Genomic DNA, 22,963 nt, shown 5'->3' on the forward strand with positions numbered 1-22,963 from the left:
ATTTAAATTATTGAATCGAAATCCAGATGTTTTTAGGTAATCTGGCATTTATCATAGGTTCATACAGAATGTTACTTTCCAGAATTGCAATTGTATTATAATTATTAAATAAATATAATAGAGCCTCGGTTGTAAGATGAATCGAAAAGTATTTAGCCAGACACATATGACCTCCAATCCCAAAGGTAAGATTCTCATTATTATTGATTCTTTCGATATCAAAACTTAAAGGATTGTCGAATTTTTTTGGGTCACGATTTGCAGCTGCAAGAATCAATAATAGAGTTTCATTTTTTTTAATTATAGTTTTATCTAATACAATATCCGTAATTGCAAGTCTTCTTGTATTATGAATTGGTGGATCAAAGCGCAGGGTTTCAATAACTAATTTTTGTATCTGTGTTTTATTAATATTGTTTTTGGGTATTAGATTATGAGTATTAATAATTTGTAATAAAGAGTTACTCAAAAGACCTCTGCAAGCATCGTAACTTTGAATCAACAATCCAATTAAATTGCTTACAGATATTGTTATCGTTTCCTCCAAAGAAATAGTATGCGATTCGGATATTTTATCTAGTAAAGGCTTATAAAAACTAAGACTTGATAAGTGTTTTTTTACTATTGAATAACTATTTTCTGAAATTTCATTAATTGCCTGAACTTGTTCTGCAGATTTATTCGGCAGCATTATTTTTACAAGATGTTCTATTTTTTCAGAAATGAATTTGCAATCATCTTGCCCAAAGGCAAAGCTTTTTAAAATAGCCAAAACTGGAAGTTTTTTGCAAACAGAACCAACCCAATCTATTTTGTTTTCGATTAAAACATTATCTAATAATTGGGCAATGATTTGATTAATGTCAATTGATTTGATGTTGGCAAATAAAATCATTGCAGTTTCTTTTGCAATTGCATGTTGGGTTCCGTTTGATAATCGGGATAAATGATTGATGATTTTTAAAGCGTGCTCATTAAGTTTCTGTTCGTTATTAGGATTAATAGTTGGGATATTTACGTTGAGACTATTTAGAATTTCTGTGCAGTATTCATGAGAATAAATTGCCCAAATTTGGTTTGCCTCATCCCAAAAGACAGGATGATCATCAAGCATTGTTTTATATATAGCATACGGGTCTTTAATATCTGATTGAAAGAATAAAGTAGGTGACATAGATTATGATTTTTAACAAAGTTATTTAACTTTACACGTAGATACTTCAGTTTAGATTTAACTATGATTGCATAAAATGGAAGAACAGTTTATAAAAATCGCAACATTAATCGGTGATCCAACCCGAGCATCAATTATGTGGGCGTTGCTCGACGGAAAAGCGTTTACAGCTACAGAACTGGCAATTGTGGGGAATACATCGCCGCAAAATATAAGCATGCATTTAGGAAAGTTATTAGATGCCGATTTGCTTTGTGTAGAAAAACAAGGACGCCATAAATATTATCGATTTTCAAGTAAAGAAATTGCTTATGCTATCGAAGGGATGGCAAGCCTTATTCCTCCACAAGAAGTTTCGAGAAAAAAGAATACAGAAAAGCTTCCGCCAATAAAACATTGCAGAACATGTTATGATCATTTAGCAGGGAAAATAGGTGTGGCTTTAACGAATAGTTTATTAGAGCAAAATATAATTATTGATACTAATAATGATTTTGAAATTAGTTCCGAAGGGATAAAATGGTTTTCAGATTTTGGTATAAATGTAGATGAGGTTAGGAAACAAAGACGTTTATTCTTGAAGCCATGTCTTGATTGGAGCGAAAGAAAAAATCACATGGCAGGATCTCTAGCTACGTCATTATTGAATAAAATGATAGCCAATGATTGGTTGCGAAAAACTGAAAATTCAAGAGCAATAATTATTACTGGGAAAGGGGAGAAAGAATTATACAAACAATTTAAAATAGTAGTTTAGACTTCTTAGATTGTTAGACCTTTTAGATTTCTTAGATTTTTAGTGAATTAAAAAAAAGCAGAATGCTTTTTTTTAGAACCTTAGAACCTTAGAACCTTAGAACCTTAGAACCTTAGAACCTTAGAACCTTAGAACCTTAGAACCTTAGAACCTTAGAACCTTAGAACCTTAGAACCTTAGAACCTTAGAACCTTAGAACCTTAGAACCTTAGAACCTTAGAACCTTAGAACCTTAGAACCTTAGAACCTTAGAACCTTAGAACCTTAGAACCTTAGAAAACCTCCTTTAAGGAAACAAAAAAGCAACTACTTTTTGGTACAGCTCATCATCATGCATGCCGTGGCCTAAACCATTTGTAGCTATAAATTGGCTATTTTTCCAAGTGCTGGCTATTTTTTCTCCTTCTTCAAAAGCGACTACGTTATCTTCGATATCGTGTGCAATTAATCCTTTGACAGTGAAATTTGAAGCGAATTTTTTTCCAGAGAAGTCTTCCAGTTTTAAGTTGAAACGATTTACAAAACGATTCTCTAAGAGTGGGACCATTTTTTCGTTTAGGCTTAACATGGAAATATAATTATTGATAAGAGTTTGTAAATCTGATGGAGCACCTAGAATAACCATTTTTTGAATACTGGTTTCTGGATATAAATGCTGGTGATATACACAAGCGGCTCCGCCTATAGAATGACCAATTATAATTGTAGGCTGGTATTTTTGTACGGCTTTGTTAATGAATTCTGCGTAAAGAGGTACGTTGAATTCTTTACCGCTACTTTGTCCGTGAGCAGGCGCATCTATGGCAATAATAGTACTTCCTGATTGCTGTAAGTGTGGGAGTGTTTTTTGCCAGCGCGAAGCGTTACTTTCCCATCCGTGAACGAGTAATATTTTGGTGTCATTTCCTTCCCAAGTATAAGTCTGGAAATGATGCTCGTTATGATGAAACGTTTCAGTTTTGGTGCCTTGTAATATTTCTGGTAAGTTTTCTTTGCTTAATCTTCCTTCTCTTGGTTGGCTAAAAAGGGCGTATGAAATCTGCGCAGCTTTTTCTGGACGTACATAACTTAAAAAGTTAATATATTGCCCAACGGATTTTAATGTTATGAAACGAATACCTTCTTTAAGTCCCAAAATTGTAATTTTTAATATAAAAAAAGCCCCGAACTTCGAGGCTTTATATTTTTTAGAATTTAGAAAATAATAAATCCATTTTCTCTTTTTCTTCTTCTGCTAATGCACTATCAACTAGGATTCTTCCAGAATGCTCATCAGTGATGATTTTTTTTCTAGAGGCAATCTCTACTTGTGTTTGTGGTGGAATAGTAAAGAAAGAACCTGCAGATGCACCTCTTTCAATAGATACTACAGCCAAACCATTACGAACACTAGTTCTGATTCGTTTGTAAGCCGCTAATAAACGGTCTTCGATTAAAACTTCGTACTCAGCTGATTTCTCAGATAAGAAGATTTCTTCTTTTTGAGTTTCGGCCATAATCGCATCCAATTCAGATTTTTTGTGTTTTAGATGAGAAGATTTAGACTCTAGTCTTTCTTTTAAACCAGAGATTACTTCTTTTTTATGCTCAATAGAAACTTTCATTTCTTTGATTTGCTTTTCAGCTAATTGAATTTCTAATTCTTGAAATTCAACTTCTTTAGTCAAAGAGTTAAATTCTCTATTGTTACGAACTGATTCTTGTTGTTTTGTGTACTTTTTGATGGCTTCTTTGTGATCATCAATAGCATTTTTTCTAGTCTTGATTTGCTCTTCAACTATTTCTAGTTCGCTTTTCAATTTTTCTGAACGTGTGCCTAAACCTGCAACTTCATCTTCTAAATCTTCCACTTCTAATGGAAGTTCTCCTCTTACGTTTCTGATTTCGTCAATTCTAGAGTCAATTAGCTGTAAATCGTAAATTGCTCTTAACTTGTCCTCAACACTTAATTCTTTCGTATTCGCCATATTCTATAAGTACTTAACTGGATTTGTATTTTCTTCTGATAAAATGATTGCAAAATTAAGGATTTTTTTCCGAAGATAATCAACAATATAATTTTTTGTATAGCGTTCGCTTTCAAAATGTCCAATATCGGCTAATAGTAATCGATTTTCGGCTTCGTAAAACTGATGGTATTTTAAATCGGCTGTCAAAAAAGCATCGGCTCCAGCCTGAATTGCATTTTTTATGGCAAAACTTCCAGATCCGCCAAGAACAGCAACTTTATGGATTTTTTTGCCTGTATAGGCAGAATGTCTAATACCATCTGCTAACATTTTTTCTTTTACAAATGGTAAAAAGTCTGTTTCGTTCATCGGAGTTTCAAATTCTCCAATCATACCTAAACCTATGTTTTGATGTGCATTTTGTAAATCATAAATTTCATAAGCAACCTCCTCATAAATATGATTGGCAAACAATGCTTTTAGAATTTTTGATTGCAAGTGTTTTTCAAAAACAACTTCGATCTTTATTTCATTCCCAGTATGTAATTTCTCTTTTTCTCCAATAACAGGATTACTATTCTCATTTCCTTTAAAAGTAAAAAAACCTTCGGTGTTAAAACTGCAATTGTCATAATTGCCAATTTTTCCTGCTCCAGCTTCAAACAAGGCGTTACGGACTTTCTCGGAATTATCAGGAACAGTATAAGTTACTAATTTCTGAATGTAATTTTGTTTCGGAATTAAAACCGAGGTATTTATCAAACCTAAAGCATCACAAAATATTTTGTTTACACCTTGTGAGTGATTGTCTAATGCAGTATGAACGGCATAAATAGCAATATCATTTTTTATGGCTTTAAGAATAGCACGTTCTACATAATTCTTTCCCGTTATTTTTTTTATTCCAGAAAATAGAATTGGATGAAAACAAACAACTAGGTTACAGTTTTTTGCAATAGCTTCATCAATTACATTTTCAAGCGCATCGTGACAAACCAAAACTCCTGTAGCTTCTGTAGATGAATCACCAACTAAAAGCCCGACATTGTCAAAATCTTCGGCGTAAGCCAAAGGAGCCATCTCTTCGAGTACAGAAAGTATTTCTTGTATTTTCATAATTTATAGGTAATGAGTAATTGTATTTTTTAAGTGAACAGGAGTTTTACGAATTTACACAAACTAAGATTTGATTTTGAAGTTTTAGAATTTCAAATTTTGGTGACAATAAAATTAGTGGTAATTCGTGAAATTTGTGTTAGTTTGTTTTTATAAATTTTATTTCAAAGATAATTTATTCTAATTTCGTATTATGAATTTACTTCGAAAATTACTTTTTCCATTTTCCATTTTATATGGAATCATCACTAGTATTCGGAATTTCCTTTTTGATAAAGGAGTTTTAAAATCAACATCATTTGATATTCCGATTATTGCAGTTGGTAATCTTAGCGTTGGAGGAACAGGTAAAACACCTCAAATAGAATATTTAATCCGATTATTATCAAATACATATCAGGTTGCTACGCTTAGTCGTGGGTATAAACGACAATCAGAAGGTTTTGTACTTGCTGATGAAACCTCTAATGCTGTTATATTAGGAGATGAGCCTTTTCAGTTTTTTCAAAAATTCAAAAATATTCAAGTTGCAGTAGATGCAAACCGAACAAACGGAATCCAGAAATTACTTTCGCAATCTAAAAAGCCTCAGGTAATTTTGCTTGATGATGCATTTCAGCACCGAAAAGTAAAAGCTGGATTTTATATTTTGCTTACTTCGTATGGCGATTTATATGCTGATGATTGGATGTTGCCAACTGGGAATTTACGAGAGAGCAGGAGTGGAGCTAAAAGAGCAAATATTGTTATTGTAACCAAATGTCCTTCTGGTCTTCAGGAATCGGAGCAGCAAAATATTCGTAGAAAGCTAAAATTAGAACCATCACAAGAATTATACTTTACTTATATTGATTATGATGATTGCATTTATTCTCAAACTGGGAAATTAGCAATCGAAGAAATTAAAAACGAACCAAAATTACTTTTGGCAGGAATTGCAAAGCCAGCACCATTTTTTAAGTTTTTAAAATTTAACGACGATGAATGTCTTACATTCCCTGATCATCATTACTTTACAGAAACGGATATTACAACGATTGCGAATAAAGCAAAAAAACATAAAATTATTACAACCGAAAAGGATTATGTTCGCTTAAAAGACACTAATATTGCGCCGCAATTATTTTATTTGCCGATAAAAAGTACTTTTATTAATTATCAAAATGATTTTGATACAACAATTTTAAATTATGTGGGAAAAAGTTCAGGAAACAGTTAGTTATATAAAATCAAAAACACAGTTCACGCCAGAATATGGAGTGATTTTAGGTTCAGGTTTAGGAGGTTTTACAAATGATATAGAAATAGAATTTACATTACCTTATAATGAAATTCCTAATTTTCCGGTATCTACAGTTCAAGGTCATAAAGGAGCTCTGGTTTTTGGAACTATTGGAGATAAAAAAGTGGTTGCGATGCAAGGTCGTTTTCACTTTTATGAGGGATATACTATGGAAGAGGTTACTTTTCCGGTTCGAGTAATGAAGTTTTTGGGAGTTACCAAGTTAATGGTTTCTAATGCTTCAGGAGGAGTAAATGCTGCTTACAAAGTGGGTTCAATCGTAATTATTAAAGATCATATTAATTTTGCACCAGAGCATCCTTTGCGTGGTAAAAATGATGACCGTTTTGGACCTCGATTTGTAAATATGAGCGAGCCTTATTCTAGAAAAATGATTATTAAAACCAAAGAAATTGCATCAAGATTGAATATTGAAATTCATGATGGTATTTATTTTGGTTTACAAGGACCAACTTTTGAAACTTTGGCTGAATATAAAATGGTTAAAATTCTTGGAGCAGATTGCGTAGGAATGTCAACTGTGCCAGAAGTTATCGTTGCACGTCATATGGATGTAGAAACTTTTGGAATCTCTGTAATTACCGATATGGGTAACGAAGAAAGTATAGATACAATCTCGCATGATGAAGTTCTTGAGGCGGCAAAAATGGCCGAGCCTAAAGTAAGAGCTTTAATAAAAAACTTGATTTTAGAGTATTAAGCGCTTACGTTAAAACATTTAGCGATAATGCTGTAAAATTCATCAGGAACAAAGGGTTTTGTTATTACGTCGTTCATCCCGAATGATAATAACATTTCCCTGTTCTCATCTAGAGAAATAGCTGTTAAAGCTATAATTGGTGTTATTTTATCAAATTCTCTAATATATTTAGTGGCAGTAGTACCATTTATTCCAGGTAAATGCACATCCATTAAAATCATATCAAATCGTTTGATTTTTAATAATTCAATAGCATCCTCTCCATTGTCGATTACCTCGCAGGTTATGCCTTTATTCTCGAGCATTTTACGAGTAATCATTTGATTAATCCTGTTGTCTTCTATCAACAGAATATTTTTGTCTTTTAATTCGTAGTCGTTGTACAATTTGGTTTCTTCTTTAATAGCCAATGGTTCACTATCTATTTGGAATTTTAGTTTAAAAGTAAAGGTAGAACCTTTACCAACTTCACTTTTAAGATTGATTTCCCCACCTAGCATTTCGGTTAATTTTTTTACAATCGTGAGTCCCAAACCAGTTCCTCCATATTTTCGGTTAACTTCTATAGAGCCTTGCGAAAAACTTTCGAAAACGGTTTGTAATTTGTCTTCAGGAATTCCTATTCCAGTATCAACTATTTCAAAATAAACAGTTGCTGCTTCATCTTCTAATGAATGTAATTTTACAATCACATTAACACGTCCGTTTGCTGTAAACTTTAAGGCATTATTAATCAGGTTCATTATAATCTGAGACAATTTTGTTGGATCACCAATTAAATTGTCAGGAATACTTTTATCGATGTCTAGATTAAAATAATTTTTATTGGCAGTAGCCAATTCCTTCAAAGAGCTTTGTATGTTTATTAATAATTCTTTTAGATTAAAACTTATATTTTCGGTTTCAAGCTTATTAGAATCTATTTTATTGATTTCTAGGATTTCATTAATAAATGTAGTCAAATAATTCCCCGAAAACTTTAATGATTCTAAGTATTTTTTCTGTGATTTTTTAGGGTTATCTTCTATTAATAAATGTGTAATTCCGTTAATTGCATTAAGAGGAGTTCGTAATTCATGACTTACCGTCGATAAAAACTCAGATCTGGCTTTAGATGCTTTTTCGGCCTTATTTTTTGCGATAATTAACTCATTGTTTTTTTCTCTCAAAAGCATATTATTCTGATTTCGAATAATGTTGTTTTTGTAAAGGGATAAACTCAAAAGAGATAAAATAGAGATTAAAGCAATAGCAAGAATACTTATTAATTTAGAATACTTGTATGTTTTTTTATCTTCAAGGTCTTTCTTCTCTTTCTGGATAGCTGAGTTTATTACCTCTTTAGTCTTAAATTTTTTAAAATCATCAAAATCAGATTTTGAGTTTTTTAATTTATAAATATAGTTTTTTAATTGATAATGTTCATCTAGATAAGTGTAAGCTCTGTCATAATCCTGATGGTTTTTATAATATTTGCTAATGGCTAATAATATAGTTGCCTTCTGGTTAAGGTCATTGCTTTTTGTGGTTAAGGCTAATGCTTTTTCCAGATAATGTATAGCAGAATCATTTCTTTTTAAATGACTCTCGATAAGTCCGAGTTGATAGTAAGCATCAGTTTTTGTTTTTAAAGTATTTTTGCTATCTGGTAATTCGGTTATTTTTTTGAATGTAGAGATTGCTAAATCATATTCATGATTAGTCTTTAAAGCTATTCCTTTTTGAAGGGTTAATGCTTGGCTTGAGTCAACGATATTTAACTGTTTGAAGACAGATTTTGACTTGTCAAAATACGTTTGAGCAAGATTATGCTTTCCTCTTTCGGTATTGGTTATACCAATATAATGAAGAGCAAGCGCTTTGGTAATAGATAAAGGTTTGTCTTTTAATAAATCAACACTTTTGTTGAAGTTGATTAAAGCCTCATCATATTTTTTCTGATTGTAGTAAATTTTACCAAGCTTAAAAGTTTGGTCGGCCTGGTTTTCTATTTTGTGGTTTGTTTGGCAAAATAGAATTGATTTTTCGGTAAAAAGCTGTGCCTGACTGTATTTGTTTTCTTTAAGACTAGAGTTTGCCTGTTGGTCATAATAGACAACACTATCTGTATTCCGATTGAATTGGGAATACAAAAATGAACTGAAAAAACTGATTAGGATAAAAAGATATTTCATGTATTGTAATACTTTTTATTAGTAGTTTATACTTCCTTCGTTAGCAATATCAAATCAATTAATCTTGATGAATACCCAACTTCATTATCGTACCAACCTACAACTTTTACCATTTTATCGATTACAGATGTAAGTTGTGCATCAAATAAACACGAATTCGGATTTCCAATAATATCAACAGATACAATAGGGTCTTCGGTATAATCTAAAATTCCTTTTAAACTAGTTTTTGCTGCATTTTGAAATGCTTCATTAATCTCTTCAATAGTAACGGCACGTTTTACATTAAATGTAATGTCGGTTAATGATCCATCAGGAACAGGAACGCGTATACCGCAACCACCAATTTTGTTTTGTAATTTGGGGAAAATTTTAGTTAATGCCTTTGCTGCGCCCGTTGTTGTAGGAACAATAGATTGGCTCGCACCTCTGGCTCTGCGCAAATCTTTATGGGGTTGATCGTGCAGACTTTGATCTGTTGTGAATGAATGTATTGTAGTAATGTAGGCTTGCTCAATACCACAAAGATCATCGATTATTTTAATCATAGGAGCTGCATTGTTTGTAGTGCAACTCGCATTAGAAATTATTGTTTCAGTTCCGTCCAGTATTCCTTCGTTTACACCCAAAACTACAGTTTTGATAGTGTCAACTTCAGAAGGTGCGGATAGAATGACTTTTTTTGCTCCGGCAATAATATGTGCATTTATTTCTTCGTGCGTTTTATATTTACCGGTAGATTCTATAACATAATCTATGTCACAGTCTTTCCAATTTAAGTTTGAAATGTTTTTCTCATGGAAAAATAAATAATGTTTTCCATCAACGATTATTCCACTTTCGTCACTGCTTACCACAAACGGTAACACACCATGAATACTGTCGTATTTAATAAGGTGAGCCATAGTTTTAGTGTCGGCAATATCATTTATGGCAACAACTTCAATTTCGGGATGATTTAAAAGTAATCGAAACAAGTTTCGACCAATTCTTCCGAAACCATTAATAGCAATTCGTATTTTTTTATTCATTTAAGATAAAATATTCAGCATTTAAAACTAAAGAATATGTTTTTGCGCTTTGTAGGAAGAACGCACTAACGGACCGCTTTCGACGTGGCGAAAACCTAGTTCTAGTCCGAATTTTTCATATCTGGCAAATTGATCTGGAGTGATAAATTCTTTTACAGGTAAATGTTTTTTACTTGGTTGTAAATATTGACCAATTGTTACTACATCTACATTTGCATTGCGCAAATCGGTCATAGTTTGAAATACTTCCTCTTCGGTTTCTCCTAGTCCAAGCATGATTCCAGACTTGGTTCTGTTGATTCCTTTTTCTTTTAGGTAGCGTAAAACTTCTAAGCTACGATCGTATTTGGCTTGTATACGTACTTCACGAGTTAATCGACGAACAGTTTCTACGTTATGAGAAACAACCTCAGGATTAGCTTCTACAATTCTGTCAATGTTTCTTTCGATTCCTTGAAAATCAGGAATTAATGTCTCTAAAGTCGTATTTGGATTCATACGTCGAATTGCTTTCACGGTTTCATTCCAAATAATCGAACCACCATCTTTTAAATCATCTCTATCTACACTTGTTATAACAGCGTGTTTGATATTCATGATTTTAATAGAACGTGCTACTTTTTCTGGTTCGTCCCAATCTACAGTCTCAGGTCTCCCGGTTTTTACACCACAAAAACCACAAGAACGTGTACAAACGTTACCTAAGATCATAAAAGTAGCTGTTCCTTCTCCCCAGCATTCACCCATATTTGGGCAGCTTCCAGAAGTGCAAATTGTATTTAAACTATATTTATCTACTAAACCACGTAGTTCAGTATATTTTTGTCCGATTGGTAGTTTTACCTTCAACCATTTTGGTTTCCCAATTGGTAAATTATTATCTATAACGCTTTCCATATTCATTATTCAAAGTACAAAGATAAGCATTGTTGTTTATTTGTAGATTTGTTTATGCTTTAATTTATAAAACGATAACAAAATGACTGTTAAATTCTTTTTTACGGATTATTAATAAATTAAGATGAATGAAAGGTTTTTTGATTAAAACCGCAATAAATGGTCGGGATTCCTGAAATTATAAGATATTTTTTTCTTCTAAAATTATTTGGTTTCCGAGATACGTGTATTTTAAAGATGTAGTATATTTGCTACAGTTAATTTAATAATTAAAAAGATGAAAAGAAAATCGATAGCGTTAGTTGTTTTGCTTGCAACTTTTGGTTTTACACAAGCCAATGCACAAATAAATTTGGGAGAAAAAGCTTTAGGAGCTGTTCAAAAAGGAGTTGCAGGATTTACGTTTAGCGATGCCGATGCAGCAGCTTTATCAAAAGAAGCAGTTGCAGAAATGGATGCTAAAAATCAAATTGCACCAGCTACAGATGGTTATGCAATTAGACTAAACAGATTGTTTGGAAAACATACTGCTGGAGATGGATATACATTAAACTACAAAGTGTATATGCTAAAAGAAGTAAATGCTTTTGCAACTGCAGATGGTAGTGTACGTGTATATTCTGGTTTAATGGATATTATGGATGATAACGAATTGCTTGCAGTTATTGGGCACGAAATTGGTCACGTTGCTAATCACGATTCAAGAGATGCGATGAAAGCTGCTTACAAAAAAGAAGCTTTAATTGATGCTGCGGCTTCACAATCAGCAAAAATTTCTGCTCTTACAGATACGCAATTGGTAAAAATTGGAAATGCAATGATAGATAGTAAACACAGCAGAACTCAGGAATCAGAGGCTGATTTGTTTTCTTATAACTTCATGAAAAAGAATGGCTATAATGTAAATGCCGAAGAATCTGCTTTTAGAATCCTTGCTAAAATGAGCGAAGGTGCCGAAGGATCTTTCTTGGATAAAATGATGAGTTCACATCCTGATTCTAAGGAAAGAGCAGATAATGCTAAAAAAAGAGCTGAAAAAGACGGAGTATACAAACCATATGTTCAGCAAAAAATTGTTAACACTGTACCTGTAGCGGCAAAGAAAACAACGACTAAAAAAACAGTAGCTAAAAAAACGACTAAGAAATAATTAGATGTATTTTTAGAATTGAGAATAATAAAAAAGCAGAACCTAGGTTCTGCTTTTTTATTCTATTTTAATACGTGGTGTGCTAATACTTTTTGAACTTCGTATACATTTACCGATTTATTAAATTGTTTAATAATACTCGGATGTAATTCACTCGAAACCCAAATTTTTAATTCGGCGTCAAGGTCAAAAGTTCCTGCAGTTTCTACACTAAATCTTGTGATGCTTTTGTATGAAATCGATTTGTACTCCGTTTTACTACCAGTTAATCCTTGTTTATCAACCAGAATTAATCGTTTTGTAGTAAAGATAAATGTATCACGAATAAGTTTAAAACCTAATTCTATTTCTTCGTTATCGGTTAAAAGTAAACCGTATTTTTTAATTAATTCGTCTTGACTTACTGTACCAGCATTACCAAGCATTGCGGAAAATATTCCCATAATTTATTATTTGTTTGATGATTTTAAAAAAGCAATTTTCATCAGTAAAGATACATTTTTTTATAAAAAACCTACTTTAGATAATTAGATAAGAATAGCTTTTTTAAAACAAAAGGGCATAAAAAAAGCAGAACCTAAATTCTGCTTTTTAATTTATATTTATTCTGTTTTTATTGTGATCGGTAGGTTATATGCAGTACGAACTGGTTTAGAATCAATCATTCCTGGAGTCCATTTAGTTCTTAAAGATTTTAAAACTCTTATAGCTTCTTTTCCTAATCCATATCCTGGATCATTTCGTACAAGAATGTCGGTCATACTTCCGTCTCTCTCAATTACAAATGATACATAAATACGAATCGTTCTTTCGCTATCTAATTCTGGACGATTAAAATTGTTCCCTACATAAGTATAAAACTTATTCATACCTCCCGGAAATTCTGGCAATTTGTCTAAAGAACCAATAGGTGTAGGTTCGTTAATAGTTGGTGCTGTTACCAACTCTGGTCCGCCGCCTCCATTTATAGCACCATTTTTTAATTTTCCATCACCTTCGCCTGTTGTTGCTGGTGCTGTCACAATGTTCTCTGTAACTGTTGCTATTTCCTGTGGTGTAGCTTTGCTTGCTTCTACTATCGTAGGGTTTACAAGTTGGCTTTTTTCAATAGCAGTTTCAACAGGTTGAGATTTTACAGCAGGCATTTCTGCCGATTTCTTATTAATGTGAACTTCACTCACTTGTACAACTGTCGGTAAACTATCGGGGATAGTGGTTATTACATCGACTTTGCTCAGTTTAGTAATAAACATTGAAGCGCACACAATGGCTGTGGTAAAAAACAATCCCATGAAAAGTGCCTTAATTGAGTTTTTTGAACTTTCATGGCGTAACTGGTACGCGCCATACTCTTTGTTTCTGTTTTCGAATACAAGGTCAATCCATTTGTTTTCGTAGATGCTTGATGTTGACATAATTCACGGTTTTTTAAGGTTAAGTAGTGGTTAAATCATAAGCAAAAAATTGTTTTACCTGATAACGTTAATAATAAGAACTTTGGTATGCGGGATTATTGTTTATTTAAGAATAAAGGTGTAGATGTTTTATCCTTTGCTTAAAGATAATAAATTATCTTTTGTTTTTAATCACTTCTGCTAATAATTTTTTAGCGCGAAGTAATTTTATTTTTACATTGCTTAAAGGCTCATTTATTTTGAGTGCAATTTCTTGGTAACTCATTTCCTGAAAATAGCGTAGCTGAATTACTTCCTGATAATGTGGCTTTAATTCTTTTATGCAATGTAATAATCGGGATAAATTTTGTTCAGTGATTAATTCATCCTCTACCGACGGGGTAGTGTCGGCAATATTATAAGCTTGTTGGTTTTCCTGATCGGTGATTTCTATAAAAAGATTGGTTCTCTTTTTACGTAATAAATCAATATGTACATTCTTTGCAATGGCAATAAGCCATGTGTTGAATTGAAATTCGGAATTGTATGTTTTTATTTTATCAAAAGCTTTAGAGAAAGTTTCGATGGTAATATCTTCGGCAATGGTTTCGTTTTCGGTACGTTTAAGCATGAAGCTATAAACTTCGTTCCAATAATGGTCCAACAAAAAAGTGAAGGCAATTTGATCTCCATTTTTTGCTTTCTCTATTTTAGAATTTATTTCCAATGTACCGGTTTTGAAAAGATATTAGTTATAAAGATATTAATTTGAGTGAATATAAGCACAATTTCTACGATAGGAAACCAAAATTTTAGGTCATTTTCTTTTAATTTACCTGCTGAGAAACCTACAACAAGCCATGCAGCAATATAGCGTACCAAGAATAAGCTTAAAACAATGATCCATTGAAATTGAAATGCAAGCAAAATAATAGCTAGTATAAAGAATAATAATTGAGAGCTATAAAAAATACCCAATTGAATCTTATCAAAAAATTTATAATAATTAGCCGTAGCTATATGTCTCCTTTTTTGAATAAACCAATCTCTATAAGTTTCCTTAGGTCTGGAATAAGTAAAACTCTCAGGAGAGTAGGATAGGGTTGTGTTGTTTTCATTAGCAGCTTCATTAATGAATAAATCATCGTCACCAGAACGTACCTGAATATGTCCTATGAATCCGTTTACATTAAAAAACTCTTCTTTTTTATATGCTAAATTACGACCAACTCCCATATATGGATGACCTGCTTTTGCCCAAGAAAAATATTGTAGTGCAGTAAGTAAAGTTTCGTATCGAATGATTTTATTTAGGAATGATTTTTCTATTCTTTCGTAAGCGCCATATCCTAAAACAATTGTTTTATTCATTGTAAACTGCGAACTCATTGCTGTAATCCAGTTTTTAGATGTAGGATAACAATCGGCATCAGTAAATAATAGGTAATCTTTTTTGGCAGCTTTTATTCCTAAAGTTAGCGCGTACTTTTTATTTCCCCAAAATGCTTCGTTGTTTTTTACTTTAACTAAACGAACTAGATTTGGGTATTGACTTTCGAAAAGTTCAAAAATTTCTAAAGTTTCGTCACTCGAAGCATCGTCTATTAAAACAATTTCAAAATCAGGATAATCTTGCTCTATTAAAAGCGGAATATACTTAACTGCATTTTCAGCTTCGTTTTTTGCACAAACAATAACTGAAATTGGAATTCTTTTTGGAGTGATATTCTGTGTTTTAGCAAAAGAAAATTTACTAAATATACCCAGATAGTATGTAAGTTGTACAACAACGATAGCAATAAAAAAGTATAAAATAATTGTAAGCATCTGATTTTAATGTCTTTTAATTTTGAATCTTGCGAGTGCAAATGTAATTATGAATTCCCGATTTTCAACCCTTAATTTGTAATTACTTTCTGCATTTTTCCATTTCTTTTGCAACGGCAATAGACTGAGGGTTTTCTGTTTTTTCTAAGGCTGCGATTATGTTTTTGTAATTAACATCGTCTCTATTTTGAGACATTTTTTTAGTAGCCTGAATTTCATCTATTTCAATCTCGAAAGCGATTATTCCGTGTGCTTGTCGCATTGTTTTTGCAGATAAATCTTCTACTCGAACAGGTTTTTCTGAACTAGCTTCATATTTGTCTACCAATTTTTTTAGCGATTCTATAGCTGCTTCGTGATCTACAATTTTTATTCGTCCGTAAATATGCACCGCAATATAGTTCCAGGTAGGTACATTTTCATGATCATACCATGAAGAGGAAATGTAACTATGAGGACCAGAAAAAATAGCTAGTATTTGGTCGTTTTGTGTAAACCCTTCTCCTTGCGGATTTAGCTTAGAAATATGACCACATAATACTTCTTTGCCATCTGGTTTGGTTTCTATTTCTAGCGGAATATGTGTTGCCCACAATTTTCCATTCGTTTGATTGATTAATATCCCAAAGCTGTTTTCTTTAAGAAAAGCTCTTATTGCTTCCGGATCTTCATTTTTGAATATACTAGGTGTGTGCATATTATATTAAGTTTTTTCCAAAACAAATAGCCTCAGCATTATTTGCATATTTGCCATAGTTCGGAATGATTTTATAACCTGATTTCTGATAAAATTGTGTTGCTTCTAGATTTTTAACTCGGGTTTCCAGAATTAATTCATCGTAACCAATTTCTTTGGCTTTCGTTTCTAAGTAGGATAAAATAGATTGCCCGATTCTCTTTCGAGGATATTTGGCATACATCCGTTTTACTTCGCCAGTAGTTTCTGTAATAGGTCGTATTGCGCCACAACCTACGATTTCGTTATTGAGTTCGGCGGCAATAAATAAATATTTGGAGTTGTTATTGTTCCAATCTGTAAATGAGTTTTTCCCGTCGCTGTCAAAACGTTCCTGAAGATTTGCGCATAGCTCATTAATAATAGAAGCTACGTTTTTGTTATCGGGATTTATTGTTTTGATAGATAGAGTTATACTCATATTTTTTTAGATTTAGATTATATTTACTTCGGCTTCTATATGTATTCCGAATTTTTCAAATACTGTTTTTTGGATGTCTTTAGAGATGGCCAAAATTTCTTGTCCAGTTGCATTTCCGTAATTAACTAGAACCAAAGCTTGATTTTTGTGAATTCCGGCATCACCAAAACGTTTTCCTTTAAAACCAGCTTGTTCTATAAGCCAACCTGCAGGAACTTTAACCTCAGTTTCGGAAACATCATAATATTTCATTTCTGGGAATTTCTGATGAATTTTTTCGAAATCTGATTTTAATAGAATTGGATTTTTAAAGAAGCTTCCGCTATTTCCTAATTCTTTCGGGTCTGGTAATTTGCTTTGTCTTATAGCAATTACAGCATTACTAACGTCTTTTAAATTAGGGTTTGTAATATTGTTTTTGGCTAACTCGGCAGTAATATCTCCGTATGAAGTATTAATTTTATGATTGCGCTTAGTTAGTTTATAAGTTACAGATGTAATAATATATTGGTCTTTTACTTCATGTTTAAAAATGCTTTCGCGATATCCAAAATTGCATTCACTATGAGTAAAAGTTCTTATTGCCTGAGTTTCGATATTCATGGCCTGACAAGAAACAAACGTATCTTTTATTTCTGTTCCGTAAGCGCCAATGTTTTGTACAGGTGTAGTACCTACATTACCAGGAATAAGCGACATGTTTTCTAATCCGCCAAAATCTTGCTCGATTGTCCAGAGCACAAAATCATGCCATGTTTCTCCTGCTTGACTTTCGACCCAAACAAAATCATCGTCTTCGTCAACTATCTTTTTTCCTTTTAAATCAATATGGATTACCAAGGCATCAATATCTTTGGTTAAAAGCATATTGCTTCCACCACCTAAAATAAATTTTGCCTGATTTTTATTTTCTTCTAATACCTTTTTTAGTTCATCTATTGAATGTACAGCAATAAATTGTTTTGCTTTGGCTTCAATGCCAAATGTGTTATGGTTTTTTAAAGAAAATTGAGATTGAATTTCCATAAATGAGAAACTTTTTTGTAGAATTAATCGAAAGGTCAAAAGTAAGGATTATAATCTATTTTGGCTTGAGTTTCTATAAAATAACAGGCAATTAAATACATTAAAAAATAAATTGATACTATAATATCTTGTAAAAGCTTCAGATAGCTTTTTTAAAATAAAGCTTTATTTTAAAGCCGCAATAAAAAGTTGCATTTCTTTCATTGTGCCAATTGTAATTCTTGTCCATTTTCCGTTTTCTTCATAGATTTTTGTTCCCATTATATTGTGATCTTTTAATTGCTTGAAATAATCTTTTTTATAATTGGCTAAAGAGAAATAAATAAAATTTGAATAGGATGGAATACAAGTTATGTTTAATTGAGTAAGCTGATCAATAGTATATTTTTTTGCTTCTTCGTTTGAGGAATATACTTGTTTAGTAAAATTCTCATCATTTAGAGATGCTATGGCAGCAGAAGCTGAGATAACGCTAACTGACATATTTGTTGATGATTTTAAATTGCCTAATTGCTCAATAATGGAAGAATGTGCAATTGCATAGCCGATACGAGCACCGGCTAATCCGTAAAGTTTTGAAAAAGTCTTGGTTATTATCAGGTTTTTGTTTTCAGTAACAAGGCTGCTTAATGATTGTTCTGTAGTAAAATTGATATAAGCCTCGTCTACAAAAACCATTGTTTTTTTGGTTGCTTCGTTAATAAAGGATACTAATTTTTCTCTGTCACAAATTGTCCCCGTCGGATTGTTGGGATTGCAGATGTAGACCATTTTTGTATCTGAATCAATAGCTTTTAACATCGCTGTTAAATCATGTTTTTTGTCAACAGTTAATGGAATGGTGATTTTTTTTAAGCCTAATTTATCAGAAGGAGCTATCCAGTAATCGAATGTAGTTCCAGCAATTATAAAATTACCTTTGTTTAAAGCTGCGTATTGAAGGACTAAATCTAAAATTTCGGTCGAACCTGCACCTAATAAAATATTGTTATCTGAAACGTTATTCTTTTTTGCAATAAGAGAAATTAATTCTGACCAAAGCTTCCAGTTATATCTATTACTGCTGTTTACGCTTTTTGTCATTGCAGCACGAGCACGCGGAGAAGGGCCGTAAGGATTTTCATTTGACCTTAATAATATAGGAGAGTTATCTAAATTGGGTAAGATGTAATCTGATGGAGTATTTGCAAATCCGTCAAATTGGCAAAAGCCTAGTCCTATTGTGCCTAATCCTATTTGTTTCAGCCAGTTTCTTCTGTTATTCATCTCTTTTTAGATTAAATTAAACTATTCCGTAAAAGAGTATGACGTTAGGATTGAAGAAATGTTACGCGTTGAATAAAATAAGATTTTTTACCGCAAAGTGCGCAAAGATTATTATCTCACTATGTATAGAAAACACAAAGTTCACAAAGCTAGGTGTTGATCCAGCTTTGCAAACTTTGCGTAAAACATTGCGTTCTCTGCGGTTATTTTTTTGTTTTGAAATAGTCTTTCTAATTAATTACTTTCGAGAATCCAGTAAGTCATGATATTTGTCGGCAATAACTTTCATGTTGATTTTATAGTTTGCATTTTCCTCTACAAACTTCCTGTTTTGTATAATCGCTTTATTTCGTGAATCAGGATTTTTATATGACCAGATTAGTTCTTCGGCAAGATTTGTATAATCATCAATCGGAATTAATTGCCCGTTTTTACGATGATTTATCCAGCTTTGATTTCCAGGAATATCAGATACAACAGGGTAACAATTACACGCCATAGCTTCGAATAATGAGGCAGAAACTCCTTCGGTACTTGGCATGCTAATATAAAAATTAGCTTGTTGTAATAGTTTAGGAAGTTCGGTATTTGGGATTCTTCCAGTAAAGATTACTTTGTTTTGAATGCCTAATTCTATAGCTAGGTTTTTAAGATATTCTAATCTAGTTCCGTCGCCAACAATTGTCAAACGGAAATCAATGTTTTGTTTGTCTAAAATTGCAAAAGCTTTCAGGATACAATCGTGTCTGTATTCGGGTTGCAAGGAACGGGTAACAATTGCCTCAATTCTATTTGATTTGTTTTCGGATGCTTCAAAAAGTGATAAATCTATTCCTTTTGGTATGACCAAAACTTTATTCATATCCACACCAATATCTTTCATAGAGATTGTCATAACAGGTCCCCAAGCATGTATTAAATGCGCTTTTTTGAATGCGTGTTTCTGGATGATTTTTTTAAGGGGTAATAATACAGAGCCTTCAGGCCATAAATCGGTTCGGCCTTGTTGCGCAATTGCAATTGTTTTTGCGCCTGATATCGCGGCAAGAAAACCATAACTGGTCGTTCTTTCGGCAATAACCATATCTGGTTTTTCTAATCGAATGATTTTTTTTATCGTGAAAGGAGCAAAGAGATATTCGGCGATTCGTTTGAAACGATTAAGTTTAGTATTGTTTGGAGTTTTGAGTTCCCAAGTACAAATGTCAAAATCACCAAATTCTTTCAAGCCTTTAATCCATGTAATAGCATCGGCTCGGTAGGATTCGCCAAGAAAAAGTATTTTTCTTTTTTTCATTCAGTGATTTGTCTTTTGTTTTTTTGCCACAGAAAAGGGGGGGGGCTTTTAATCTGTGGCAAAAAATATCTGATTTTTTAAAATTCGTCAGTCGTTAAAGCACGATTAATGAATTCATTTAATGGTTTTAATGCAATAAGTTTCTGACTCATTTTAGCAACAAAATCTTTCTGAGTAACTTCTTTGATATCGTATTTTTGCGTAGCAGTAAAACTTTTTAATTTTAAAAACTCAATTGCAGGATGGTCTTTCTCGTATCCGCGTGGAGGGTTTTTAAGCGAATTAGTTTCGGTTACGTCTAGATTTCCGAATTCTTTCTTGAAATTTTTATCGGCAATGATAGCTTCTAAATCATCATGGAAGAATGCAATTTCTTTACGTACCTTTTTTAAATCTTCGGCTTCTGGCGAATAAAAACCTCCAGCTATAAAACTAGCGCCTTTCTCGATGTGTACATAATATCCCGCACGGTTTTGTCCTTTTACACCAGTAGAAAGCCAAACGCCAAGATGCGCTTTATAAGGAGATTTATCTTTAGAGAAACGGATATCACGATTAATTCGGAATGTACAATTCTTAACTTCCAATAACTCTAATGAAGGATCCATAGGTTTCATGGCGTCCAGGAAATCGGCAACTAGTTGGTGATAATCTTTTTTGAAGATTTCATAACGTTTTTTATTTTCCAAAAACCAATCTCTATTATTGTTGGCTTTTAAATCATCTAAAAATTGTAAACTTTCTTTGGTAAGCATATTTTTAGTTTTATTATAGTTGTTTTTTTAAATCGGCTTCACTGATAAATCCTGTATTTTTCCATTTTACTTCTTTGTTCTCATACAATAATAGAGTAGGAAGTTGGTCGATTTTCATGTCTTTTACCAAGGTTTTATTTTGGTCAACGTCGATACGAATAATAACCACTTTATCGGCTAATTCTTTTTGCATCTTCGTAAGGTACGGAGTCATCTGTTTGCAAGGACCACACCATTCAGCATAAAAATCAATCAGGACTTTTTTATCAGTATTTAATAAAGCAGCATATTCGTCGCTTGTCATTCCTGTAGTTTTGGTACTTGGTTTAGAATGTCCTTCGGCGTTCCATTTCATGATTCCGCCATCAAGCTCATATATAGTTGTAAAACCTAATTCTTGTAATTTTTGAGATGCTTTTTTGCTTCTTCCACCACTTAAACAATAAACAAAAACAGGTTTGGATTTATCGTAAGTTGCTGCTTTTGTAGCAAAATCATCGCCGTTCCAGTTTACGTTTACAGCATTATCAATATGTTCAGATGCAAATTCATCAGGAGTTCTTACGTCTAAAATCTGAGGGTTTTCAGTAGATTTTATTTTTTCTGCGAAAGCGGCTGGCTCAATAACTGATACGTTTTTGCTAGATTGTCCGTTGCAAGATGCTAGTACGAATGTAATTATAATAAGGAATGCTTGTGGGAATTTCATAATCTTGAATTTAAATGTGTAGGCTAATTTAAGGGTTTTTTTAATTTTGGAAACAGCACAAAATCATAAATTAAATATTTTATAAGTCTGATGTGTCGATTTTACGATAGTTTCAGTTCGTTCAGGATGCGTGTCGGAAATAAAAAGTTGTCCGAAAGTATCTTTATTTACCATCTCGATAATTTTGGCAACCCGACTTTCGTCTAATTTATCAAAGATATCATCAAAAAGGAGCAGGGGCTTTACGCCGCTTTGTTTTTTTAAGAATTCAAATTGAGCCAGTTTTAGTGCGATCAAGAAAGATTTTTGCTGTCCTTGTGATCCGAATTTTTTAATAGGATGATGGTCGATTTCAAAAGACAAATCATCCTTATGTATTCCGACGCTTGTATAATGCAAGGCGCGGTCTTTATTAATGTTTTCTCGTAAAAGAGTTAATAGGTCTTTTTCGAACAAATGACTTTCGTAGACTAACTGAACAGTTTCTTCGGAGCCAGTTATCGCCTGATGATGTGTATTGAAAATTGGAATAAAAGCTTCGATGAATTGTTTTCTTTTATCGAAAATGGTTTTTCCGTAGCTATCCAATTGTTCATTATATATAGATAAGGTGTCGTTATCAAAAACATGATTCAATGCAAAATATTTAAGTAGCGCGTTACGCTGGCTAATTACTTTTTGGTATTGAATAAGTTGTTGCAGGTAATGGGAGTCTAGTTGCGAAATCACAGTGTCCATAAATTTACGACGGGTTTCACTTCCTTCCACAATTAAATCCCTGTCGGCAGGAGAAATTATTACTAAAGGAATAAAACCAATATGGTCTGAGAATTTATCGTAGGCTTTGCCGTTTCTTTTTAGGATTTTTTTCTGTCCTTTTTTTAAACTACAAACTATTTGTTCGTTTCGTTCATCTTTTTCTATCTCGGCATCTATTACAAAAAACTCTTCTCCATGCTTGATATTTTGCACTGCCAAAGGATTAAAATAGCTTTTTCCGTAGGCTAAATGGTAAATAGCATCGAGTACATTGGTTTTTCCAATACCGTTTTTTCCAACAAAACAATTTATTTTTTTGTCAAATTCGAAATTGGCTTCGGAAAAGTTTTTATAGTTGAATAAAGAAATCTTTTTTAGATACATTTGTAAGTTGCTGAAATAAAGCTTTTTATTGTTTTTAGATGACAATTTTTAAGCGTGTGCAAATTATTGAAAAATATCGATATAAACCGTTTTTTGGGACGTTGAGTGTGATTTTTTTTGATTTTACGGCGTATAAAA

23 protein-coding genes are annotated in these 22,963 nt (G+C 32.6%); 4 read left to right on the plus strand and 19 right to left on the minus strand.

All coding sequences use genetic code 11. From position 1 onward, the window contains the following. Positions 1-7: 7 nt before the first annotated feature. On the minus strand, positions 8-1,174 hold the full coding sequence (locus ACJ6WR_RS14385) for a cytochrome P450 (protein WP_409415593.1): 1,167 nt from the start codon (positions 1,172-1,174) through the stop codon (positions 8-10). A 76-nt stretch (positions 1,175-1,250) separates the two neighbouring features. On the opposite strand from ACJ6WR_RS14385, the gene ACJ6WR_RS14390 reads away from it, so the two are divergent. Next, complete coding sequence (locus ACJ6WR_RS14390; protein ID WP_409415594.1) at positions 1,251-1,931, plus strand: ArsR/SmtB family transcription factor; 681 nt, start codon at positions 1,251-1,253, stop codon at positions 1,929-1,931. 286 nt (positions 1,932-2,217) lie between these two features. On the opposite strand, the gene ACJ6WR_RS14395 is transcribed toward ACJ6WR_RS14390, so the two are convergent. The 3 genes from ACJ6WR_RS14395 to ACJ6WR_RS14405 are packed head-to-tail and all read right to left on the minus strand — an operon-like array spanning position 2,218 to position 4,996. Further along, positions 2,218-3,066 (minus strand): alpha/beta fold hydrolase, encoded by an 849-nt coding sequence (locus ACJ6WR_RS14395; RefSeq protein WP_409415595.1) that lies wholly within the window; start codon positions 3,064-3,066, stop codon positions 2,218-2,220. 52 nt (positions 3,067-3,118) lie between these two features. Then, on the minus strand, positions 3,119-3,898 hold the full coding sequence (locus ACJ6WR_RS14400) for a zinc ribbon domain-containing protein (protein WP_039112380.1): 780 nt from the start codon (positions 3,896-3,898) through the stop codon (positions 3,119-3,121). Positions 3,899-3,901: 3 nt separating this feature from the next. Next, on the minus strand, positions 3,902-4,996 hold the full coding sequence (locus tag ACJ6WR_RS14405) for a Nif3-like dinuclear metal center hexameric protein (RefSeq protein ID WP_409415596.1): 1,095 nt from the start codon (positions 4,994-4,996) through the stop codon (positions 3,902-3,904). A gap of 193 nt (positions 4,997-5,189) precedes the next feature. Here ACJ6WR_RS14405 and lpxK point away from each other — a divergent pair, with 193 nt between their 5' ends. Together lpxK and ACJ6WR_RS14415 are read left to right on the plus strand one after the other, a co-directional pair. Continuing rightward, complete coding sequence (gene lpxK / locus ACJ6WR_RS14410; protein ID WP_409415597.1) at positions 5,190-6,215, plus strand: tetraacyldisaccharide 4'-kinase; 1,026 nt, start codon at positions 5,190-5,192, stop codon at positions 6,213-6,215. Beyond that, positions 6,187-6,999 (plus strand): purine-nucleoside phosphorylase, encoded by an 813-nt coding sequence (locus ACJ6WR_RS14415; RefSeq protein WP_039112375.1) that lies wholly within the window; start codon positions 6,187-6,189, stop codon positions 6,997-6,999. The genes lpxK and ACJ6WR_RS14415 overlap by 29 nt, the downstream gene beginning before the upstream one ends. Here ACJ6WR_RS14415 and ACJ6WR_RS14420 read toward each other — a convergent pair. The 3 genes from ACJ6WR_RS14420 to lipA are packed head-to-tail and all read right to left on the minus strand — an operon-like array spanning position 6,996 to position 11,101. Then, complete coding sequence (locus ACJ6WR_RS14420) at positions 6,996-9,173, minus strand: ATP-binding protein (protein ID WP_086895470.1); 2,178 nt, start codon at positions 9,171-9,173, stop codon at positions 6,996-6,998. The two genes, ACJ6WR_RS14415 and ACJ6WR_RS14420, sit on opposite strands and share 4 nt — an antisense overlap. Positions 9,174-9,199: 26 nt before the next feature. Then, positions 9,200-10,204: a type I glyceraldehyde-3-phosphate dehydrogenase gene (gene gap / locus ACJ6WR_RS14425; RefSeq protein WP_039118098.1), complete on the minus strand. Its 1,005-nt coding sequence runs from the start codon at positions 10,202-10,204 to the stop codon at positions 9,200-9,202. Positions 10,205-10,231: 27 nt separating this feature from the next. Further along, positions 10,232-11,101: a lipoyl synthase gene (gene lipA, locus ACJ6WR_RS14430; protein ID WP_039112372.1), complete on the minus strand. Its 870-nt coding sequence runs from the start codon at positions 11,099-11,101 to the stop codon at positions 10,232-10,234. A 277-nt stretch (positions 11,102-11,378) separates the two neighbouring features. Here lipA and ACJ6WR_RS14435 point away from each other — a divergent pair, with 277 nt between their 5' ends. Continuing rightward, complete coding sequence (locus tag ACJ6WR_RS14435; protein ID WP_409415598.1) at positions 11,379-12,251, plus strand: M48 family metalloprotease; 873 nt, start codon at positions 11,379-11,381, stop codon at positions 12,249-12,251. A 62-nt stretch (positions 12,252-12,313) separates the two neighbouring features. On the opposite strand, the gene ACJ6WR_RS14440 is transcribed toward ACJ6WR_RS14435, so the two are convergent. From ACJ6WR_RS14440 to recF, 12 genes are all read right to left on the minus strand, one after another. Next, positions 12,314-12,694 (minus strand): PH domain-containing protein, encoded by a 381-nt coding sequence (locus tag ACJ6WR_RS14440; protein ID WP_035627768.1) that lies wholly within the window; start codon positions 12,692-12,694, stop codon positions 12,314-12,316. A gap of 159 nt (positions 12,695-12,853) precedes the next feature. Next, a complete protein-coding gene (locus tag ACJ6WR_RS14445; protein WP_409415599.1) occupies positions 12,854-13,666 on the minus strand; it encodes an energy transducer TonB in 813 nt (270 codons plus the stop codon). 154 nt (positions 13,667-13,820) lie between these two features. Then, positions 13,821-14,372: an RNA polymerase sigma factor gene (locus ACJ6WR_RS14450; protein WP_035627772.1), complete on the minus strand. Its 552-nt coding sequence runs from the start codon at positions 14,370-14,372 to the stop codon at positions 13,821-13,823. Further along, positions 14,363-15,472 (minus strand): glycosyltransferase, encoded by a 1,110-nt coding sequence (locus ACJ6WR_RS14455; RefSeq protein ID WP_409415600.1) that lies wholly within the window; start codon positions 15,470-15,472, stop codon positions 14,363-14,365. The genes ACJ6WR_RS14450 and ACJ6WR_RS14455 overlap by 10 nt, the downstream gene beginning before the upstream one ends. Before the next feature lie 82 nt (positions 15,473-15,554). Then, positions 15,555-16,169 carry an FMN-binding negative transcriptional regulator gene (locus tag ACJ6WR_RS14460; RefSeq protein ID WP_409415601.1) on the minus strand — a complete coding sequence of 205 codons (615 nt, stop codon included), beginning with the start codon at positions 16,167-16,169 and terminating at the stop codon, positions 15,555-15,557. A gap of 1 nt (position 16,170) precedes the next feature. Further along, a complete protein-coding gene (locus tag ACJ6WR_RS14465) occupies positions 16,171-16,629 on the minus strand; it encodes a GNAT family N-acetyltransferase (RefSeq protein ID WP_409415602.1) in 459 nt (152 codons plus the stop codon). A 12-nt stretch (positions 16,630-16,641) separates the two neighbouring features. Next, positions 16,642-17,655 (minus strand): UDP-N-acetylmuramate dehydrogenase, encoded by a 1,014-nt coding sequence (gene murB, locus ACJ6WR_RS14470; protein WP_409415603.1) that lies wholly within the window; start codon positions 17,653-17,655, stop codon positions 16,642-16,644. A 165-nt stretch (positions 17,656-17,820) separates the two neighbouring features. After that, positions 17,821-18,921 carry a histidinol-phosphate transaminase gene (hisC, locus tag ACJ6WR_RS14475; protein ID WP_409415604.1) on the minus strand — a complete coding sequence of 367 codons (1,101 nt, stop codon included), beginning with the start codon at positions 18,919-18,921 and terminating at the stop codon, positions 17,821-17,823. Positions 18,922-19,159: 238 nt separating this feature from the next. Next, positions 19,160-20,218: a glycosyltransferase gene (locus tag ACJ6WR_RS14480; protein WP_409415605.1), complete on the minus strand. Its 1,059-nt coding sequence runs from the start codon at positions 20,216-20,218 to the stop codon at positions 19,160-19,162. A 77-nt stretch (positions 20,219-20,295) separates the two neighbouring features. Then, on the minus strand, positions 20,296-20,973 hold the full coding sequence (locus tag ACJ6WR_RS14485) for a DUF2461 domain-containing protein (protein WP_409415606.1): 678 nt from the start codon (positions 20,971-20,973) through the stop codon (positions 20,296-20,298). Positions 20,974-20,986: 13 nt separating this feature from the next. Beyond that, positions 20,987-21,682, minus strand: coding sequence for a thioredoxin domain-containing protein (locus ACJ6WR_RS14490; protein WP_409415607.1), 696 nt, complete (start codon positions 21,680-21,682; stop codon positions 20,987-20,989). Between the two features lie 63 nt (positions 21,683-21,745). Then, positions 21,746-22,825: a DNA replication/repair protein RecF gene (gene recF / locus ACJ6WR_RS14495; protein ID WP_409415608.1), complete on the minus strand. Its 1,080-nt coding sequence runs from the start codon at positions 22,823-22,825 to the stop codon at positions 21,746-21,748. Positions 22,826-22,963 lie beyond the last annotated feature (138 nt).

The organism is Flavobacterium sp. PS2, assembly GCF_046250155.1.
Taxonomy (GTDB): Bacteria; Bacteroidota; Bacteroidia; order Flavobacteriales; family Flavobacteriaceae; genus Flavobacterium.

Coding starts and splice junctions, on each gene's coding strand:
- ACJ6WR_RS14385 (WP_409415593.1), bottom strand. CDS start 1,174: ATGTCACCTACTTTATTCTTTCAATCAGATATTAAAGACCCGTATGCT.
- ACJ6WR_RS14390 (WP_409415594.1), top strand. CDS start 1,251: ATGGAAGAACAGTTTATAAAAATCGCAACATTAATCGGTGATCCAACC.
- ACJ6WR_RS14400 (WP_039112380.1), bottom strand. CDS start 3,898: ATGGCGAATACGAAAGAATTAAGTGTTGAGGACAAGTTAAGAGCAATT.
- ACJ6WR_RS14405 (WP_409415596.1), bottom strand. CDS start 4,996: ATGAAAATACAAGAAATACTTTCTGTACTCGAAGAGATGGCTCCTTTG.
- lpxK (WP_409415597.1), top strand. CDS start 5,190: ATGAATTTACTTCGAAAATTACTTTTTCCATTTTCCATTTTATATGGA.
- ACJ6WR_RS14415 (WP_039112375.1), top strand. CDS start 6,187: ATGTGGGAAAAAGTTCAGGAAACAGTTAGTTATATAAAATCAAAAACA.
- ACJ6WR_RS14420 (WP_086895470.1), bottom strand. CDS start 9,173: ATGAAATATCTTTTTATCCTAATCAGTTTTTTCAGTTCATTTTTGTAT.
- gap (WP_039118098.1), bottom strand. CDS start 10,204: ATGAATAAAAAAATACGAATTGCTATTAATGGTTTCGGAAGAATTGGT.
- lipA (WP_039112372.1), bottom strand. CDS start 11,101: ATGGAAAGCGTTATAGATAATAATTTACCAATTGGGAAACCAAAATGG.
- ACJ6WR_RS14435 (WP_409415598.1), top strand. CDS start 11,379: ATGAAAAGAAAATCGATAGCGTTAGTTGTTTTGCTTGCAACTTTTGGT.
- ACJ6WR_RS14440 (WP_035627768.1), bottom strand. CDS start 12,694: ATGGGAATATTTTCCGCAATGCTTGGTAATGCTGGTACAGTAAGTCAA.
- ACJ6WR_RS14445 (WP_409415599.1), bottom strand. CDS start 13,666: ATGTCAACATCAAGCATCTACGAAAACAAATGGATTGACCTTGTATTC.
- ACJ6WR_RS14455 (WP_409415600.1), bottom strand. CDS start 15,472: ATGCTTACAATTATTTTATACTTTTTTATTGCTATCGTTGTTGTACAA.
- ACJ6WR_RS14460 (WP_409415601.1), bottom strand. CDS start 16,169: ATGCACACACCTAGTATATTCAAAAATGAAGATCCGGAAGCAATAAGA.
- ACJ6WR_RS14465 (WP_409415602.1), bottom strand. CDS start 16,629: ATGAGTATAACTCTATCTATCAAAACAATAAATCCCGATAACAAAAAC.
- murB (WP_409415603.1), bottom strand. CDS start 17,655: ATGGAAATTCAATCTCAATTTTCTTTAAAAAACCATAACACATTTGGC.
- hisC (WP_409415604.1), bottom strand. CDS start 18,921: ATGAATAACAGAAGAAACTGGCTGAAACAAATAGGATTAGGCACAATA.
- ACJ6WR_RS14480 (WP_409415605.1), bottom strand. CDS start 20,218: ATGAAAAAAAGAAAAATACTTTTTCTTGGCGAATCCTACCGAGCCGAT.
- ACJ6WR_RS14485 (WP_409415606.1), bottom strand. CDS start 20,973: ATGCTTACCAAAGAAAGTTTACAATTTTTAGATGATTTAAAAGCCAAC.
- ACJ6WR_RS14490 (WP_409415607.1), bottom strand. CDS start 21,682: ATGAAATTCCCACAAGCATTCCTTATTATAATTACATTCGTACTAGCA.
- recF (WP_409415608.1), bottom strand. CDS start 22,825: ATGTATCTAAAAAAGATTTCTTTATTCAACTATAAAAACTTTTCCGAA.